14 protein-coding genes are annotated in these 16,631 nt (G+C 67.0%); 7 read left to right on the forward strand and 7 right to left on the reverse strand.

Going from position 1 to position 16,631, the window contains the following annotated elements; translation table 11 throughout:
• Positions 1-9: 9 nt before the first annotated feature.
• Positions 10-897, forward strand: coding sequence for a ChaN family lipoprotein (locus DMO17_RS03530; protein ID WP_110680938.1), 888 nt, complete (start codon positions 10-12; stop codon positions 895-897).
• Positions 898-1,112: 215 nt separating this feature from the next.
• On the opposite strand, the gene DMO17_RS03535 is transcribed toward DMO17_RS03530, so the two are convergent.
• Complete coding sequence (locus DMO17_RS03535; protein WP_110680939.1) at positions 1,113-1,871, reverse strand: SDR family oxidoreductase; 759 nt, start codon at positions 1,869-1,871, stop codon at positions 1,113-1,115.
• A gap of 108 nt (positions 1,872-1,979) precedes the next feature.
• On the opposite strand from DMO17_RS03535, the gene DMO17_RS03540 reads away from it, so the two are divergent.
• From DMO17_RS03540 to DMO17_RS03565, 6 genes are all read left to right on the forward strand, one after another.
• Entirely contained in the window at positions 1,980-2,711 is a 732-nt protein-coding gene (locus tag DMO17_RS03540) for a HugZ family pyridoxamine 5'-phosphate oxidase (protein WP_110680940.1), read from the forward strand.
• A gap of 65 nt (positions 2,712-2,776) precedes the next feature.
• Complete coding sequence (locus DMO17_RS03545) at positions 2,777-3,226, forward strand: FxsA family protein (RefSeq protein ID WP_110680941.1); 450 nt, start codon at positions 2,777-2,779, stop codon at positions 3,224-3,226.
• A gap of 231 nt (positions 3,227-3,457) precedes the next feature.
• A complete protein-coding gene (locus DMO17_RS03550; protein WP_021700385.1) occupies positions 3,458-3,751 on the forward strand; it encodes a co-chaperone GroES in 294 nt (97 codons plus the stop codon).
• Positions 3,752-3,797: 46 nt separating this feature from the next.
• Positions 3,798-5,438: a chaperonin GroEL gene (gene groL / locus DMO17_RS03555; RefSeq protein ID WP_110680942.1), complete on the forward strand. Its 1,641-nt coding sequence runs from the start codon at positions 3,798-3,800 to the stop codon at positions 5,436-5,438.
• A gap of 150 nt (positions 5,439-5,588) precedes the next feature.
• The gene (locus DMO17_RS03560; RefSeq protein WP_110680943.1) at positions 5,589-6,281 is read left to right on the forward strand and encodes a lipopolysaccharide kinase InaA family protein; all 693 of its coding nucleotides are present in this window, start codon (positions 5,589-5,591) and stop codon (positions 6,279-6,281) included.
• 137 nt (positions 6,282-6,418) lie between these two features.
• Positions 6,419-6,655: a hypothetical protein gene (locus DMO17_RS03565; protein ID WP_110680944.1), complete on the forward strand. Its 237-nt coding sequence runs from the start codon at positions 6,419-6,421 to the stop codon at positions 6,653-6,655.
• Positions 6,656-6,706: 51 nt separating this feature from the next.
• On the opposite strand, the gene DMO17_RS03570 is transcribed toward DMO17_RS03565, so the two are convergent.
• The 6 genes from DMO17_RS03570 to DMO17_RS03595 all read right to left on the reverse strand — a co-directional run bounded on the left by DMO17_RS03570 (position 6,707) and on the right by DMO17_RS03595 (position 16,606).
• Positions 6,707-9,760: a multidrug efflux RND transporter permease subunit gene (locus DMO17_RS03570; protein WP_110680945.1), complete on the reverse strand. Its 3,054-nt coding sequence runs from the start codon at positions 9,758-9,760 to the stop codon at positions 6,707-6,709.
• Between the two features lie 90 nt (positions 9,761-9,850).
• Positions 9,851-11,002 carry an efflux RND transporter periplasmic adaptor subunit gene (locus DMO17_RS03575; RefSeq protein WP_110680946.1) on the reverse strand — a complete coding sequence of 384 codons (1,152 nt, stop codon included), beginning with the start codon at positions 11,000-11,002 and terminating at the stop codon, positions 9,851-9,853.
• A gap of 212 nt (positions 11,003-11,214) precedes the next feature.
• Positions 11,215-12,840, reverse strand: a complete 1,626-nt coding sequence (locus DMO17_RS03580) for a methyl-accepting chemotaxis protein (RefSeq protein WP_110680947.1) — start codon at positions 12,838-12,840, stop codon at positions 11,215-11,217.
• 186 nt (positions 12,841-13,026) lie between these two features.
• On the reverse strand, positions 13,027-14,121 hold the full coding sequence (locus DMO17_RS03585) for a DUF1513 domain-containing protein (RefSeq protein WP_110680948.1): 1,095 nt from the start codon (positions 14,119-14,121) through the stop codon (positions 13,027-13,029).
• Positions 14,122-15,183, reverse strand: coding sequence for an imelysin family protein (locus DMO17_RS03590; RefSeq protein ID WP_110680949.1), 1,062 nt, complete (start codon positions 15,181-15,183; stop codon positions 14,122-14,124). It abuts the gene before it with no gap.
• A 10-nt stretch (positions 15,184-15,193) separates the two neighbouring features.
• Entirely contained in the window at positions 15,194-16,606 is a 1,413-nt protein-coding gene (locus DMO17_RS03595) for a di-heme oxidoreductase family protein (RefSeq protein ID WP_110680950.1), read from the reverse strand.
• Positions 16,607-16,631 lie beyond the last annotated feature (25 nt).

Below are 16,631 nucleotides of genomic sequence, written 5' to 3' on the forward strand. Positions count from 1 at the left end.
GGACTCACCATGCGCATCCTGCTGCTCTGCCTCATTCCCCTGATGGCTGCCTGCCAATCGCGTGGTGTGCTGCCGCCGCCAGCGCCCATCGCGCCCGAGGGGCGAGACCATGCCCAGCTGGGGCAGATCGTCGAGCTGGCCAGCGGCCAGGTCATCACCCCGCAGCAACTGGTCGAGCGCCTGGCCAAGGCGCCGCGGGTGCTGGTCGGCGAACAGCACGACAACCCCGATCACCACGCCCTGCAGCTGTGGCTGTCGCGCGAGTTGGCCGCCCAGCGGCCGCAGGGTAGCCTGCTGCTGGAGATGCTCAACCCCGACCAGCAGGCCAGGGTCGAGCAGGTGCAGGCCGACGTGCGCGCCGGCCGTGCTCCGCGGGATACCTTCACCGCGCTGGCCTGGCAGCCCGGCTGGGACTGGGGGCTGTACGGCGCGCTGGTGCAGTACCAGTTGCGCCAGCCCTATCCGCTGCTGGCGGCCAACATGGACCGGGCCGAGATCATGCAGATCTATCGGGCGCGTCCGACCTTGCAGGGCACGGCCTCCACCGCGCCGGCCGTGCAGGAACAGCTGCAGGCAGACATTCGCGAGTCGCATTGCGGCCTGCTGCCGGACAGCCAGATCCCGGCCATGCTTGCCGTGCAGCAGCAGCGCGACCGGCGCATGGCCGAGCGCCTGCTCGCCGCGCCGCAGCCGGCCATGCTGCTGGCCGGTGCCTTCCATGTGCGCAAGGACCTCGGCGTGCCGCTGCACCTGGCCGATCTCGGTGCCGGCGAAGGCAACCTGGTGCTGATCCTCGCCGAAGTCGGCAAGCAGCCGGCTGCCGACAGCGCCGATTACGCCTGGTACACCGCCGCCAATGCGCCGGAGGATCACTGCGCCAAGTTGCGCAAGAAGTAGGGCCGCTCATCCATGCAGGGCCAGCACACAACAAAAAGCCCCGCATTGCGGGGCTTTTTGTTTGCGATGCTAAGGCTCGACTCTGCGAGCTAGAGCCGGGCAAGGCGAAACTGGGTGAGGGCGCGGAGTTTACGAGCTGTAAATGAGCAGCCCGAGACTGCTCGCCCCGACCGTTTCAACGCAGCCCGGCCGACGCGCAGCAAGTCGAAACGGTGTTACAGGCGCAGGCCGCCGTCGAGCTCCAGGATCCGACCGGTGTAGTAGTCGTTCTCCATGATGTAGGCCACCGAGTGGGCGATCTCGGCCGGCTTGCCCATGCGCCGCAGCGGGATGCCGGAGGTCATCTTCTCCAGGGCTTCCGGCTTCATGCTGGCGGTCATCTCGGTCTCGATGAAACCCGGAGCGACGCCCGCCACGCGGATGCCGTAACGTGCCAGTTCCTTGGCCCAGACCACGGTGTCGGCGGCGACGCCGGCCTTGGCCGCGGAGTAGTTGGCCTGGCCGATGTTGCCGGCGCGGGAGATGGAGGAGATGTTGACGATGGCGCCGGTGTTCTTCAGCTCGATCATCTTGGCCGCCACTTCGCGGGTGCAGAGGAACACGCCGGTCAGGTTGACGTCGATCACCGACTGCCACTGGGCCAGGCTCATCTTGCTCAGTTCGCCGTCCTTGACCTTGATGGTCAGGCCGTCGCGCAGGATGCCGGCGTTGTTGACCAGGCCGTTGATGGCGCCGAAGTCCTCGGCCACCTGGGCGACCATGTGGGTCACCTGCTCTTCGTTGGCCACGTTGCACAGGTAGGCGCGGGCGTCGCCACCGGCGGCCTTGCAGGCGGCCACGGCGTCATCCAGCTTCTCCTGGTTGAGGTCGACCAGGGCCAGCTTGGCGCCCTTGGCGGCCAGGTATTCGCCCATGGCGCGGCCCAGGCCCTGGCAGCCGCCGGTGATGATGATGACTTTGTCTTTGAGTTCCATAACACTACCCCTCTAAGGTCTTACAGGTGGCCTCGCTGGCGCGGTAGCGGGCTATGCCGGGCGCTTGTCCGTTTCGTTTCCGACGGATTCTCTGCGAGGAGTCATAAATTGAGCGTGACAGCCGGCAAGCATGCCCGAGAAATGCTGCTCAAGGAATACCGCGGGGTGCTTTCCACCCATTCCAAGAGCATGCCGGGCTTCCCTTTCGGATCGGTGGTGCCCTATTGCCTGGATGCCCAGGGCCGGCCGCTGATCCTGATCAGCCGCATCGCCCAGCACACCCACAATCTGCAGCAGGATGCCAGGTGTTCGCTGCTGGTCGGCGAGCGCGGCGCCGAGGACGTGCAGGCCGCCGGGCGCCTGACCCTGCTGGCCGAGGCGCGGCAGCTCGACGAACCGGCCGCCATCGCGGCCGCCGCCGAGCGTTATTACCGTTACTTCCCCGATGCGCAGGACTACCACAGCACCCACGACTTCGACTTCTGGGTGCTGCAGCCGGTGCGCTGGCGCTTCATCGGCGGCTTCGGCGCGATCCACTGGCTGCAGGACGTCGAGCTGGCCAACCCGCATGCCGGCGAGGCCGAGCGCGGCATGCTCGAGCACATGAACGCCGATCACGCCGACGCCATCGCCCACTACGTGCAATTGGCCGGGTTGCCCACGCACGAGGCGGCGCAGCTGGTTGGCATCGACAGCGAAGGTTTCCACCTGCGCATCGGCAAGGGCCTGTACTGGCTGGCCTTCCCAACATCCTGTAACAACCCCGGCGCCGTGCGCCAGGCCTTGGTATTGCTGGCCCGCGCCGATGCCTGGCCGACCGCCGGGCAGGTGTCAGCTTGAATTAAGCCGCCGGCCCCATACTTCTCTCCCATCGGAAGCCGTTCTTCCGCCAAGGACCCCTCGCGATGCGCGCTTTTCTGTTTCTGTTCCTGCTGCTCCCCATCCTCGAACTGGCCGTGCTGATTCAGGTCGGCAGCGCCATCGGCGTGCTGCCCACCCTGTTGCTGGTGATCGGTACCGCCATCCTCGGCAGTGTGCTGCTGCGCGTGGCCGGCGTGGCCACCGCCTGGCGGGCCCGCGAGAAGCTGGCGCGCGGCGAGATGCCCGAACAGGAGATGTTCGAAGGGTTGCTGATCGCCGTCGGTGGCGGTCTGCTCCTGCTGCCGGGCTTCATCAGCGATGTGTTCGGCCTGCTCTGCCTGATTCCCTTCACCCGTCGCCTGCTGATCGGCAAGTTGCAGCGCCGCGCCCAGGAGCAGGCGCTGCGCCAGCGTGCGTTCTTCGATGACCCGGCCGCGCGCAGCGGCCAGACCCGCCCGCAGGTCATCGAAGGCGAATACCAGCGCCGCGATTGAGTGGTACTGCATGCCGGGCGGCGGTGAGGCATAAAAAATTTCACCCGCCGCCCTTGAAATGCCCTTGAGCGCCCCTATCTAGCGATCACCGCAAGGTTTCTGTCGCATTGCGGCGGCAGAACAGTCTTTCGCGGTGCGCCCCTGGCGTGCCGCGTCCGGCCCCAAGCCGGTTTTGCCTAACCCGCCGGCGCATTCGTCGGCCAGTGAAACCACTATCAGGAGAGATCGACAATGAAGCTTCGTCCTCTGCATGACCGCGTCGTCATCCGTCGCAGCGAAGAAGAGACCAAAACCGCTGGCGGCATCGTGCTGCCGGGCTCGGCCGCCGAGAAGCCGAACCAGGGTGAAGTCGTCGCCGTCGGTACCGGCAAAGTCCTGGACAACGGCGAAGTTCGCCCGCTGGCCGTCAAGGTCGGTGACAAGGTGGTGTTCGGTCCGTACAGCGGCAGCAACACCGTCAAGGTCGACGGCGAAGACCTGCTGGTGATGGGCGAGCACGAAATCCTCGCCGTCATCGAAGCCTGATCCGACGCATCTCCGTCCTAACGTACAGAATTGAGGAACAAGCAAAATGGCTGCTAAAGAAGTCAAATTCGGCGATTCCGCTCGCAAGAAAATGCTGGTTGGCGTCAACGTCCTGGCCGACGCCGTGAAAGCCACCCTCGGCCCGAAAGGCCGCAACGTGGTGCTGGACCGCAGCTTCGGTGCTCCGCTGATCACCAAGGACGGCGTGTCCGTGGCCAAGGAAATCGAGCTGAAAGACAAGTTCGAGAACATGGGCGCCCAGCTGGTCAAGGACGTTGCGTCCAAGGCCAACGACGCTGCCGGTGACGGCACCACCACCGCCACCGTACTCGCCCAGGCCATCGTCAACGAAGGCCTGAAGTCGGTTGCCGCCGGCATGAACCCGATGGACCTGAAGCGCGGCATCGACAAGGCCACCGCGGCCATCGTTGCCCAGCTGAAGGACCTGGCCAAGCCGTGCACCGACACCAAGGCCATCGCCCAGGTCGGCACCATCTCCGCCAACTCCGACAACTCCATCGGCGACATCATCGCCGAAGCCATGGAGAAGGTTGGCAAGGAAGGCGTGATCACCGTTGAAGAGGGCTCCGGCCTGGAAAACGAACTGTCCGTCGTAGAAGGCATGCAGTTCGACCGTGGCTACCTGTCGCCGTACTTCATCAACAAGCCGGACACCATGGTGGCCGAGCTGGAAGGCCCGCTGCTGCTGCTGGTCGACAAGAAGATCTCCAACATCCGCGAACTGCTGCCGGTGCTGGAAGCCGTGGCCAAGTCCGGCCGTCCGCTGCTGATCGTGGCCGAGGACGTGGAAGGCGAAGCCCTGGCCACCCTGGTGGTCAACAACATGCGCGGCATCGTCAAAGTGGCTGCCGTCAAGGCTCCGGGCTTCGGCGACCGCCGTAAGGCCATGCTGCAGGACATCGCCATCCTGACCGGCGGTACCGTGATTTCCGAGGAAGTCGGCCTGTCGCTGGAAGGCGCCACCCTGGAGCACCTGGGTAACGCCAAGCGCGTCGTGCTGAACAAGGAAAACACCACCATCATCGACGGTGCCGGCGCTCAGGCCGACATCGAAGCCCGCGTGGCGCAGATCCGCAAGCAGGTCGAGGAAACCACCTCCGACTACGACAAGGAGAAGCTGCAAGAGCGTCTGGCCAAGCTGGCCGGCGGTGTTGCCGTGATCAAGGTCGGCGCGGCCACCGAAGTCGAGATGAAAGAGAAGAAGGCCCGTGTCGAAGACGCCCTGCACGCCACCCGTGCTGCCGTCGAAGAAGGCGTGGTACCTGGCGGCGGCGTGGCTCTGGTGCGTGCCCTGCAGGCCATCGAAGGCCTGAAAGGCGACAACGAAGACCAGAACGTCGGTATCGCCCTGCTGCGTCGCGCCGTCGAGGCTCCGCTGCGCCAGATCGTTTCCAACGCCGGCGGCGAGCCGAGCGTGGTGGTCGACAAGGTGAAGAACGGTTCCGGCAACTTCGGCTTCAACGCCGCTACCGACACCTACGGCGACATGATCGAGATGGGCATCCTGGACCCGGCCAAGGTCACCCGTTCCGCCCTGCAGGCTGCGGCCTCCATCGGCGGTCTGATGATCACCACCGAAGCCATGGTCGCCGACATCGTCGAAGACAAAGCCGCTCCGGCCATGCCGGACATGGGCGGCATGGGTGGCATGGGCGGCATGATGTAAGCCGACCGTCAGCCCTGGCTGTAACGAAAGAGCCCCGCCTTGTGCGGGGCTTTTTCATGGGGGCGGCCAACCGGGCGTCGCCGTTGCTTGCGATGCGGGGCAAATGATGTTTTTGTTACGCCTTGTTTCACAGGGGCCTAATAACAAGAAATGAATCCGAGTCAGTCTTCGCTGCCCGATGGCAGCGCTTTCGATCGCTGGTGGCAGCTGCAGGGCGAATGGGTAGAGACGCCCAATCAGCGCCGTGGTGGTGCCAGTGGCGTACAGCGGGTCAGCGCCGAGCAGGGGTTGTGGTATGCCAAGCGGCAGACCGGCCATCTCTACCGTAGCCCTCTCCACCCGTTCGGCCGGCCGACCGTGCTGCGCGAGCGCGATGCATTGCTGGCCCTCGGCCGTCTGGGGGTGCGCGTACCGCGCCTGGTCTACTGTGGCGCCACGCATTGTCCGCAGGAGGGCTGGCGCGGCCTGCTGGTGACCGAGGCGCTGGAGGGCTTCGAGGATATCGACAGCTTCTATGCCAATGGCGCTCGCGAGCGCTATGACCAGGCCCTGCAGCAGCGCCTGCTACAGGCCGTTGGCGCGACGCTGGCGCGTATGCACCAGGGACGCTGGCAGCATGGCTGCCTGTATGCCAAGCATGTGTTCGTACGGGTGGTCGGCATGGAGGTCGAGGTGGCCCTGCTCGATCTGGAGAAGAGTCGGCGCCGTCTCAATCGCCGCCGCCTGGTGCGGCACGATCTGCGTCAGCTACGCCGCCATTCGCCGTGGAATGACCAGGAGTGGCAGCAGTTGCTGCAGGGTTACCGGCAACAGTACGGATATTCCCTGCCGGGATTGGGCTAGTCGCGGAACTGTCATGGGCCTTTGTCAGACTAAGTTCGGCCGTGCCCATTGCCGTTGGTCAGCCGGAGCGGCCATGGTGTCCTGGCTAGGCTAGTGTTCATTTAGGCGTTTGGCAGCACTTTCAAGGGGTTATCGAGATGAAGTTAGAAATTGCCCGAGGATTGTTCCTCGTCGGTGCCCTGAGTGTCACGGCCCTGGCCGCTGCCGCCTGGCAGGAACCGGCGCCGCAGGTCGTGGACCTGGTCAGCTGTGCCGACCAGCGGTGTCCGGCCGTTTCCTCCCGCCATGCGGTCGATCGGCCCGTCAGCGCGGACAGCGACAACCTGGTGCTGTTGATCTTCGGCCTGAGCCACGCGATGAAAGGCGCGCAGTAACAGGCGCCAATAAAAAAGCCCCGCCTAGGCGGGGCTTTTTGTTGTCCGCCCTCAGTGGGCCGCCGCGCTTGCCGGCGCCGGCGCCTTGTCCGGGCTGGCCAGCAGGGTATAGACGCAGGGCAACACGAACAGGGTGAACAGGGTGCCGATTGACATGCCAGTGGCGATCACCAGGCCGATGTCGAAGCGGCTCACCGCGCCGGCGCCGCTGGCCAGGATCAGCGGCACCATGCCGAACACCATGGCGGCTGTGGTCATCAGCACCGGGCGCAGGCGGATCGCCGCGGCCTCCTCGATGGCCGCGCGGATCGACAGGCCCTTGTCGTGGCGCAGCTGGTTGGCGAACTCGACGATCAGGATGCCGTGCTTGCTGATCAGGCCGATCAGCGTCACCAGGCCCACCTGGGTGTAGATGTTCATGCTGGAGAAGCCGAGGAAGATCGGGATCAGCGCACCGCAGATCGACAGCGGCACGGTGACCAGGATCACCAGCGGGTCGCGGAAGCTCTCGAACTGCGCGGCCAGCACCAGGAAGATGATCGCCAGGGCCAGGGCGAAGGTGACATACAGCGCGCTGCCTTCCTGGATGTACTGGCGCGAGGCGCCGGCGTAGTCGAAGGAGTAGCCGCGTGGCGCCTCCTCGCGGGCGATGCGGGTGATGGTCTCCACCGCCTCGCCCATGCTGACGATCGGCACGCCCTCGATGATCGCCGAGTTGAGCTGCTGGAACTGCTTGAGCTTGGTTGGCCGCGCACGGTCGCTGACCTTGATCAGGGTGGCCAGCGGCACCATCTGCCCGCTCTCGCTCTTCACGTAATAACTGCCCAGCCAGCCCGGGTTGTCGCGATAGGCGCGTTCGACCTGGGCGATCACCTTGTAGCTGCGCCCGTCGATGGTGAAGCGGTTGATCTCGCCTTCGCCAAGCAGGGTGGCCAGGGTGGCGCCCAGGTCCTGCATGGACACGCCCATCTGCGCCGCCTTCTCGCGGTCGATGTCGACCACCACCTCGGGCTTGTCGAAGGCCAGGTCGACGTTGAGGAAAGCGAACTGCCCCGACTCCATGGCCCGCGCCTTGATGCGGTCGGCCACCTGCAGCAGCGACTCGTAGTCGTTCGGCGTGTTGACCACGAACTGGAACGGCAGGCCCTGGCCGGTGCCCGGCAGCGACGGCAGGTTGAAGCCGAAGATCTGCAGGCCGGGGATGTCGTTGAGGCGCCCCTGGACGATCGGCAACAGCTCCATCTGGGTGCGCTCGCGCTCGTCCCAGGGCTGGAGCAGGAAGCCGCCGATGCCCGACTGCACGCCATCGAAGCCGTTGATCTGGAAGGACGAGTAGTACTCGGGGAACTCCTTGAAGATCTTCACGAACTGGTCGGTGTAGGCGTTCACGTAGTTCAGGTTGGTCGGCTGCGGCGCGTTGGCGAACAGGAACACGATGCCCTGGTCCTCCTCCGGCGCCAGCTCGTTCTTGCTGAACATCAGCAGCACCGGGATCAGGCACAGCACGATCACGGCGAACACCAGCACCACCGGGCGGGTGTTGAGGGTGCCGTGCAGGGCCGCCTGGTAGCGGCGCTTGAGCCTGTCGAAGATCAGGTCCAGCTTGTGCGCCAGGCCCGAGGGGTTTTCCTCGTGGCGCAGCAGCTTGGAGCACATCATCGGCGACAGGGTCAGCGCCACCACGCCGGAGATGATCACCGCGCCGGCCAGGGTCAGGGCGAACTCCTTGAACAGGGCGCCGGTCAGGCCCTCGAGGAAGCCGATGGGCGCGTACACCGCGGCCAGGGTGATGGTCATCGAGATCACCGGCACGGCGATCTCGCGGGCCCCTTCGATGGCGGCGTCGAAGGGCGTCTTGCCCTCCTCGATATGGCGATGGATGTTTTCCACCACCACGATGGCGTCGTCCACCACCAGGCCGATGGCCAGCACCATGGCCAGCAGGGTCAGCAGGTTGATCGAGTAGCCCATCAGCTGCATGAAGAACAGCACGCCGATCATCGACAGCGGGATGGTGATCACCGGGATCAGCACCGAGCGGAGCGCGCCGAGGAACAGGAAGACCACGACGATGACGATCAGCACCGCCTCGCCCAGGGTCTTCACTACTTCCTCGATGGAAGCGCGGATGAACTCGGTGGCGTCATAGGCGATCGAGACTTTCAGATTCGGCGGCAGTTGCGCCTCCAGTTCAGGCAGGATCGCGCGCACATGCTGGATCACGTCCAGCGGGTTGGCGCTGGGCGTGCCCTTGATGGCGATGTACACCGACGGGATGCCGTCGAAGGAGCTGATCGAGTCGTAGTTGGCCGCGCCCATCTCCACCCGGGCGATGTCGCGCACCAGCACGCGGCTGTCGCCGTCGGTCTTCACCGGAATGGCGGCGAAGGCCTCGGCCGACTTGAGGTCGGTGGTGGCATTGATGCTGGTGACCACGTACTGGCCCTTCACCTCGCCGGCGGCGGCGAGGAAGTTGTAGCGGCGCACGGCATCGGTGACGTCGCCGGCGGTGATGCCATAGGCAGCCATCTTCACCGGGTCCAGCCACAGGCGCATGGCGAACACCTGGTTGCCGAGGATCTCGGCCTCGGCCATGCCGGGCAGGGTGGCCAGCTTGGGCTGGATCACCCGCGAGAGGTAGTCGGTGATCTGCGGATTGCTCAGCTCGTCGCTGTAGAAGCTGACGTACATCAGCGCCGAGGCATCGGCTGCCTCCTTGGACAGCACCGGGTCCTCGGCGTCCTGCGGCAGCTGGTTCTTCACCTCGTTGGCCTTGGCCAGCAGCTCGGTGAACAGGCGGTCGGTGTCGGCGCCGATACGCGCATAGATGGAGATTACCGAGAGGTTCTGCTGGCTCGACGAGGTCATGTAGTCGATGCCCTCGGCACTGGCCAGGCTCTGCTGCAGCGGCTGGGTGATGTAGCCCTGGATGGTCTCGGCGTTGGCCCCGGGGTAGGCGGTGGTCACCGTGATCAGGGCGTTCTCCATCTGCGGGTACTGGCGGATCACCAGCTTGCCGAAGGCCTGCATGCCCAGCAGGATGATCAGCAGGCTGACCACGGTGGCCAGCACCGGGCGACGGATGAAAGGATCTGTAAAAGCCATAACGAATTCCTTGGCTGCCGCGGGGCGGCCGGTGAAACTGCGGGTCACGCGCCTGGCCTGCCCCGGGGGAGCCGGCCGGCGCCGGGACTCTTACGGGGCGGCTGGTGCCGGGGCGCTCTGGCGCTCCAGGGCCTGGTCGTCGATCACCTTGACGTGGGCGCCGTTGTCCAGCTTGAGCTGGCCGGCGGTGACCACCTGCTCGCCGGCCTGCAGGCCCTTGCGGATCAGAACCTGGCCATCGCGGCGCTCGCCGGTCTCTACGAAGCGGCGTTCCACCACCAGCTGGGGCTGGCCCTGGTCGTCTTTCACCACCTGGCCCTGGTCGTCCTTCTTCTCGCCGATCACGTACACCGAATTGCCGTACAGGGTGTAGGTGATCGCGGTTTCCGGCACCACCACCTGCGGCTTGTCGCCGGGTAGCAGCACGTCCAGGTTGGCGAACATGCCCGGCAGCAGTTTGCTGTCCGGATTGGCCAGCATGGCGCGGACCTGCACGTTGCGGGTGGTTTCCTCGACCTTGGGGTTGAGCGCGCTGATCTCGCCCTCGAACACCTCGCCGGGGTAGGCCGCCACGGACAGGCTCACGCGCTGGCCGATGGCCAGCTGCGGGTAGGCCTGCTCCGGCAGGAAGAAGTCGACGTACAGCCTGGACAGATCCTGCAGGGTGGCGAAAGAGGTGCCGGGGCTCAGGTAGTCACCGACGTCCACCTGGCGGATGCCGATGGTGCCGGCGAAGGGCGCGAGGATGCGTTTCTTGTCCAGCTCGGCCTTGAGCTGGGTGACGCTGGCCTCGGCCTTGAGCAGCTCGGCATTGAGACGGTCGAACTCGCTCTTGGAGATGGCCTGACGCTTGATCAGGTCCTGCCCGCGCTGGTATTCGACGCGGGCCAGGGCGCGCACCGCCTCGGCGGTGGCGAGGATGGCGCGCTCGACTTCGCTGTCCAGCTGCAGCAGCGGCTGGCCGAGGGCAACCTTCTCGCCGGACTGGAACAGCACTTCCTTGACCGTGCCTTGCACCTCGGCGGTCAGGTCCACGCCCTGAAAGGCCTTGAGCGTGCCGATCGCCGGCAGGCGGCTCTGCCAGTTCAGGGTCTCGGCGCGGGCGGCGGACACGCTGATAGCCGGCTGCGGCGCCGAGAACATCTGGATCTGCTGATAGATGGAGAAGCCTTTGTAGGCGGCGAGGGCGAGCACCACGACGAGTACGACGCCCAGCATGATGAGCATGCGGCGGAGCAACATATTCCGGTTCCTTGGCAGGTCAGGGAGTGGCCTGGGAATAGGCGAAGCGGGCACGTTAGTGCCGCTTGACGGTCAAGTCAAAAAAACCCATTTGCAAAAGGTTGCCGGCGCATTATCGCGCAACGGTTTGTCGCGCAAACCGCACAGATGGCCGCATTTTCGCGACCATTCTGTGTCGCCGATGCCCCGGACTTGCGCCTGGGCGTCTTGCCTCATGCGCCCAGGCGCTGGGTCACTTCATTCAGTTCGCCGGACAGGCTGCGCAGGGTGTGGCTGGCGGCCTGGGTGCGCTCGACGTTTTCCTGGTTGGCGCTGGCGATGGCGGTGATCTCGGTAAGGTTGCGCGAGATGTCCTCGGCCACCGAGGTCTGCTCCTCGGCGGCGGTGGCGATCTGCCGGTTCATGTCGCGGATCGCCTCCACCGCGCCGGTGATGCGCTCGAGCATGGCACCCGCTTCGGTCACCTGGGTCACGCCTTCCTCGCTGCGGCTCTGCCCGCTCTCGATGGCGCGCACGGCGTTCAGTGCGCCGGTCTGCACGGTATCGATGATCTGGTTGATCTCGGCGGTGGACTCGGCGGTGCGCTGGGCCAGGTGGCGCACCTCGTCGGCCACCACGGCGAAGCCGCGGCCCTGCTCGCCGGCACGGGCGGCCTCGATGGCGGCGTTGAGGGCGAGCAGGTTGGTCTGCTCGGCGATGCCGCGGATCACCTCCAGCACCTTGCCGATGCGCCCGCTGTCGGCCTCCAGGCGACGGATCACCTCGGCGGTGTTGGCGATCTCGCCGCGCATGCCGGTGATGGTCTGGATGGTCGACGCCATCACCTTGCCGCCCTGGCGCGCCGAGCTGTCGGCGTCGTCGGCGGCATGCGCGGCCTCGGCGGCGTGGCGCGCCACTTCCTGGGCGGTGGCGGACATCTCGTGCATGGCGGTGGCGACCTGATCGGTACGCTCGAACTGCTCGTTGATGCCCAGGGTCATGCGCGAGGCGATCTGGTTCAGCTCGCCGCTGGCACTGTCCAGGTTGCCGCTGCTCAGGCGCAGGCTCTCGGTGGTACTGGCGAGGAAGTCGCGCAGGGTATTGGCGGCACGGGCCAGCATGCCCAGCTCGTCCTTGCGGGCAACCTCGACGCGCTGGCCGAAGCGGCCGTGGCTGAGCTGGTCGACATGGTTGATCAGATGGCGGATCGGGATGATCAGGTGGCGGTTGACCAGCCACAGGCTGAACAGGGCGATCACCACGCTGGCGGCCAGCATGACCAGGGTGCCGAGCAGAATGGTGCGTTCGGCGCCGGCGTTGATCTGTTTGGCCTGCTCCAGGCTCAGCGCATGCAGCTGGTCGACCAGCACACTCATCTGTTCGCTGGCGGCGCGGTCGATGCCCTTTACCGCGGCATCGCCGGCCTTGGCATCGCCGCCGGCGGCGACGAAGGCATCGCGGCCCTTGCGGTAGTTGGTGCCGAGGGTCTGGTGCTCGCTGCGCAGGCGCTCGACCTGGCTCTTCAGTGCGGTATCGGCCCCGGCCACCTGTGCCAGCTGGCCGAGGATGTCCTGCACCTTGCGTTCCTGGGCCTCGAACTGGCTCCAGTACTTGTTCAGGTTGTCGCTGTCCTGGCCGCGCAGCAGGACGTTCTTCCACTCCTGCACCTGGATCTTGAATTCGACGTTGGCCGAGTCGATCAGCCGGGAGGCTTCCAGCGGTCCCTCGAGCAGGCCGCGATAGGCCTGCAGGCCGCCGGAAAGGAAGCTGAAGCAGGCCAGGGCGGTGATCAGGATCAGGGCCAGGCTGCCGCCGAGCAGGACGAGGATCTGCGCACGCAGGGATTTTTGCAGAAACATGGGGAGGACCTCTTGGCGGGTAGTAACCCTCCGCCACACGAGTGGGCGGCGGAATTGCGGATATCCCTATCTGCCGGCAATGACAGGCCGGTGACAGCGGCTGATGCTGCCTGTTGCAGTATAGGTCGGCAGCGGACTACTGGCCTTAAGCCATTGGCCGGTATTTTCCTCTCTGCAGCGGTGCTTTCAGGCCAGGCGCAGGTGGTTGTCCCAGAGTCCGGCTGGTAGCTGCAGCGGCTCGGCGGTGATGCGCTCGCCGCGGCAGCGGTACAGGCGGCAGCGGCCCTGCCCGGAGGTGACCACGAATCCGTCGGCCACCGCACCGACCCCTGCGCAGTCCGGCAGCGGGGTGTCGAGCAGCAGCTCGCTGCTGTCCAGGTGCCAGATGAAGAAGCGGTTGCCGCGCGGCGCGGTCAGCGCCAGCAGGCGCAGCTCGTCGTGGATGGCCAGGCTGGCGGTGTACTGGTTCATTGCCGCGCGCTGCGCTTCGCCCAGGGGGAAGGCCTGGAAGGCCTGGCCGGGGCGCTTGATCGCCAGCAGCGGCACGCTGTCCTGCGGGTCGCCCTCGTACTGCTGGCCGGAGACGATGGTGCCGTCAGCGGCCACCGCCAGGTGGCGCACGCTGTTCATCCGCTGCGGCAACTGCTCCTTGCTGATCAGGCTGCCGTCGCGGTGCATCAGCACCAGGCTCGGCTCCATGGCGTCGAGGTTCATCATGGCTCGGCTGTCGGCCTCGGTGCGGATGCCGCCGTTGGCCACCACCAGGCTTTCGCCGCCGGGCAGCCAGAGCAGCTGGTGCGGTCCGACGCCGTGGCTCGAGTGTTCGCCAACGCGCTGCAGCTGGTTGTCCTGCAGGCGATACACGCCGAGCACGCCACGGCCGGGCTCGGTGGTGTCGTTCTCGGTGCTGTAGAACCACTCACCGCTGTGGTGGAACAGGCCGTGGCCGTAGAAGTGGCGGTCGGCGGGCGAGGCCAGGGTCTGCAGCAGGCGGCCGTCGCGGGTGTCGATCAGGTAGCTTTCGCGGCTCGGGCGGCGGCCGACGAACACCGCCAGCGGCAGGGTGGGGTGCGGCACCACGTCGTGGCAGCGCTCGGCCACGCGGGTGACGAAGGCCTTGCTGCCGTCCAGCCGGTAGCCGACCGCATAGTGCTGGCCGTCGCCATCGTCGCGGGCCGACAGCAGCAGCGGCTGCGGGCCGTGGCCGATCAGCTTCCAGCCGCCGAAGGCGGCGGCGGCCAGGCCCAGGCCGCCGAGACCGAGAAAGGTTCTGCGCTGCATTCAGTCACCATCGTGGGCATTGAAGCCCAGCTGGATGCCGAGCAGCTTGGCCAGCTCGCTCTCGTGCAGGCGGTGCAGGGCGTTGAGGCTGTCGTAGAAGGCGTTCAGCTCGGCGCGGCCGGCCTCCTCGCTCAGCAGCTCGCCGAGCGGGCGCTGCAGGGTGGCCAGCTGCTGGCGGGTGGCGGCGTACTGCTGGTCGAGGCGGGTGGCCAGCTCGGCCTGTTCGCCGCCGAGCAGCGTGCGCATGCCGTCGTTGTTGGCCCCCAGCCAGACGCGCTCGGCACTGGCCAGGCTGGCGGCGAGGCTGGCCAGGCTGGCGTTGCTGCGCCAGAACTCAGCCTGGTAGGGCTGCGGCAGGCCCTTGCTCTGCCGGCCGAGGGCGGCGCCGAGCTTCTTCTTCATGCCGTCGAGGGCGTTGACCTGGGCGCGCAGCAGTTCCGCCAGCGCCTCCTGCGATTCGGCATAACGGGGGTTGGGGAATTCGCGCAGCTGGCTGGCCATGCCGGCATCGCCCTGCCACTGGGCGAGTATGTCGCCGGACAGCTGCTGCTGGTGCGCGCCGATGCTCACCAGCAGCGGGCAGTAGCGCGCTTTCTGGGCGGCGTCGGCAAGGTCGATGGCGGCATCGAAGAGCACGTACTCGTAGGCGCTCAGGCCCTGTACCACCACGCTGGCCTGGTCCAGGTCGGCCCGGGTCAGCTGTGGCTTGCTGTTGAGCAGGGCCTCGACCTGGCGCTGCACCAGGTTCTTCTTGTCCGGCCAGAACTGTACCTGCCAGGCGCGGTTGCCTTCGGTCAGCGGGCCGACCAGCAGCGGCTGCAGGGCGGCCCAGCTGGCGACATCGGCGAGGAAGGCCTGCTGGGTGGCACCGAGGTCCTGGCTGCCGGCGCAGAAGGCCGCGGCGCTCTCGGCCAGTTGCCGGTTGGACTGGTGCCAGGCGCTGTAGGCCGGTAGCAGCACGCCGTCGACCAGGGCGGCGCTGGCCTGCTGTTGCGGGTCCTGCGGGCCGCAGGCGGTGAGGCCGAGGGCGAGCAGGGCGATGGCGAGGGGCGAACGGATCATGCCGGACTCCTTACAGGGAATTGAGGAAGGCCAGCAGCGCGTCGCGCTCGCCGGCATCGAATTCGAGTACGGCCTGTCTGGCGCGCTGCGCTTCGCCGCCGTGCCAGAGGATGGCTTCCAGTAGGTTGCGCGCGCGGCCGTCGTGGAGGAACTGGGTGTGGCCGTTGACCGCCTCGGTCAGGCCGATGCCCCACAGCGGCGCGGTGCGCCACTGGCGGCCGCTGGCGAGGAACTCGGGGCGGTCGTCGGCCAGGCCCTCGCCCATGTCGTGCAACAGCAGGTCGGTGTAGGGGCGGATGGTCTGCCGGGCCAGCTCCGGCTCGGCGGCGTCGGCGGCGGTGACGAAGCTCGGGGTGTGGCACTGGGCGCAGCCGGCATCCATGAACAGCTGCTTGCCGCGACGCACGTCCAGCCGGTCCACGCCGCGGCGGGCCGGCACAGCCAGGTTGCGGCTGTAGAACAGCACGCTGGCGAGAATGTTGTCGCTCACCTCCGGGCTGCCGCCAGGCGCCGTGGCGCGGCAGTCGACCTGCGCCGGACTGCAGTCGTCGCGCGGCAGCAGGGTGGTGGTCAGGCCGAGGTCGCCGGAGAAGGCGTGGGCGTTCTGCTGGTTGAGGTTGGGCTGGCCGGCCTTCCAGCCGAAGCGGCCGAGCACCGTGGCGCCGCGGGCATCGTCCCAGACCCGGTTGGGCACGCCGCGGATACCGTCGCCGTCGCGGTCATCGGGGTCGGCATTGGCCAGGATCGCTGCTTCGGGAATCGCCTCGAGCAGGCCCAGGCCGATCATCGGCGGCGCCACCCGCGCGGAGAACAGGGTATCCGGGCGCAGCTCGCCATAGCCCAGGCGGTCGATCTGCAGGCGCGGCTTGCGCAGCTCGACCCGCGTGCCATCGGCGAAGCGCACCGGCACGCTCTCGTAGCTCACCCGTACCCGGCCTTCGGGAGCATGGCCGGGATTGCCCATGTCCTGCAGCTGCCCGCCGTAGACCGGCTCGGGCACCACGCCCAGACGCCGGCGCAGCTCGGTGTGGGCCGGCGAGTCGTCACCGGGGATCGACAGGCGCACCAGCATGGACACGGCGCTGACGGCGTCGGCCGCCGGCGGATGGCCACGGCCGTCCTTGATATGGCAGTTCTGGCAGGCGTTGGTGTTGAACAGCGGGCCCAGGCCGTCTCGCGCGGTGGTGGTGGAGGGCGCGATCACCCAGGGATTGCGGAAGAAGCTGTTGCCCACGGCGAAGTCGAGGCGGCGCGAAGGGGCCAGGTTGGCCGAGGGCAGGGAGAAGGCGTTGTGGTCGCTCTGGCGCACCGTGGTGGCGCCGCCCGACAGGGCTTCGCCGGGCTCGGCCGGCGCCGGCGTGCGCTCGCAGGCCGCCAGGGCGAAGGCCAGCGGCAATAGGCAGAGGCGCAGCGTGGAGGACATCGGAACTCACCCGGCAGTCGATCAG

This window comes from Aquipseudomonas alcaligenes, assembly GCF_003205495.1.
Taxonomy (GTDB): domain Bacteria; phylum Pseudomonadota; class Gammaproteobacteria; order Pseudomonadales; family Pseudomonadaceae; genus Aquipseudomonas; species Aquipseudomonas alcaligenes_B.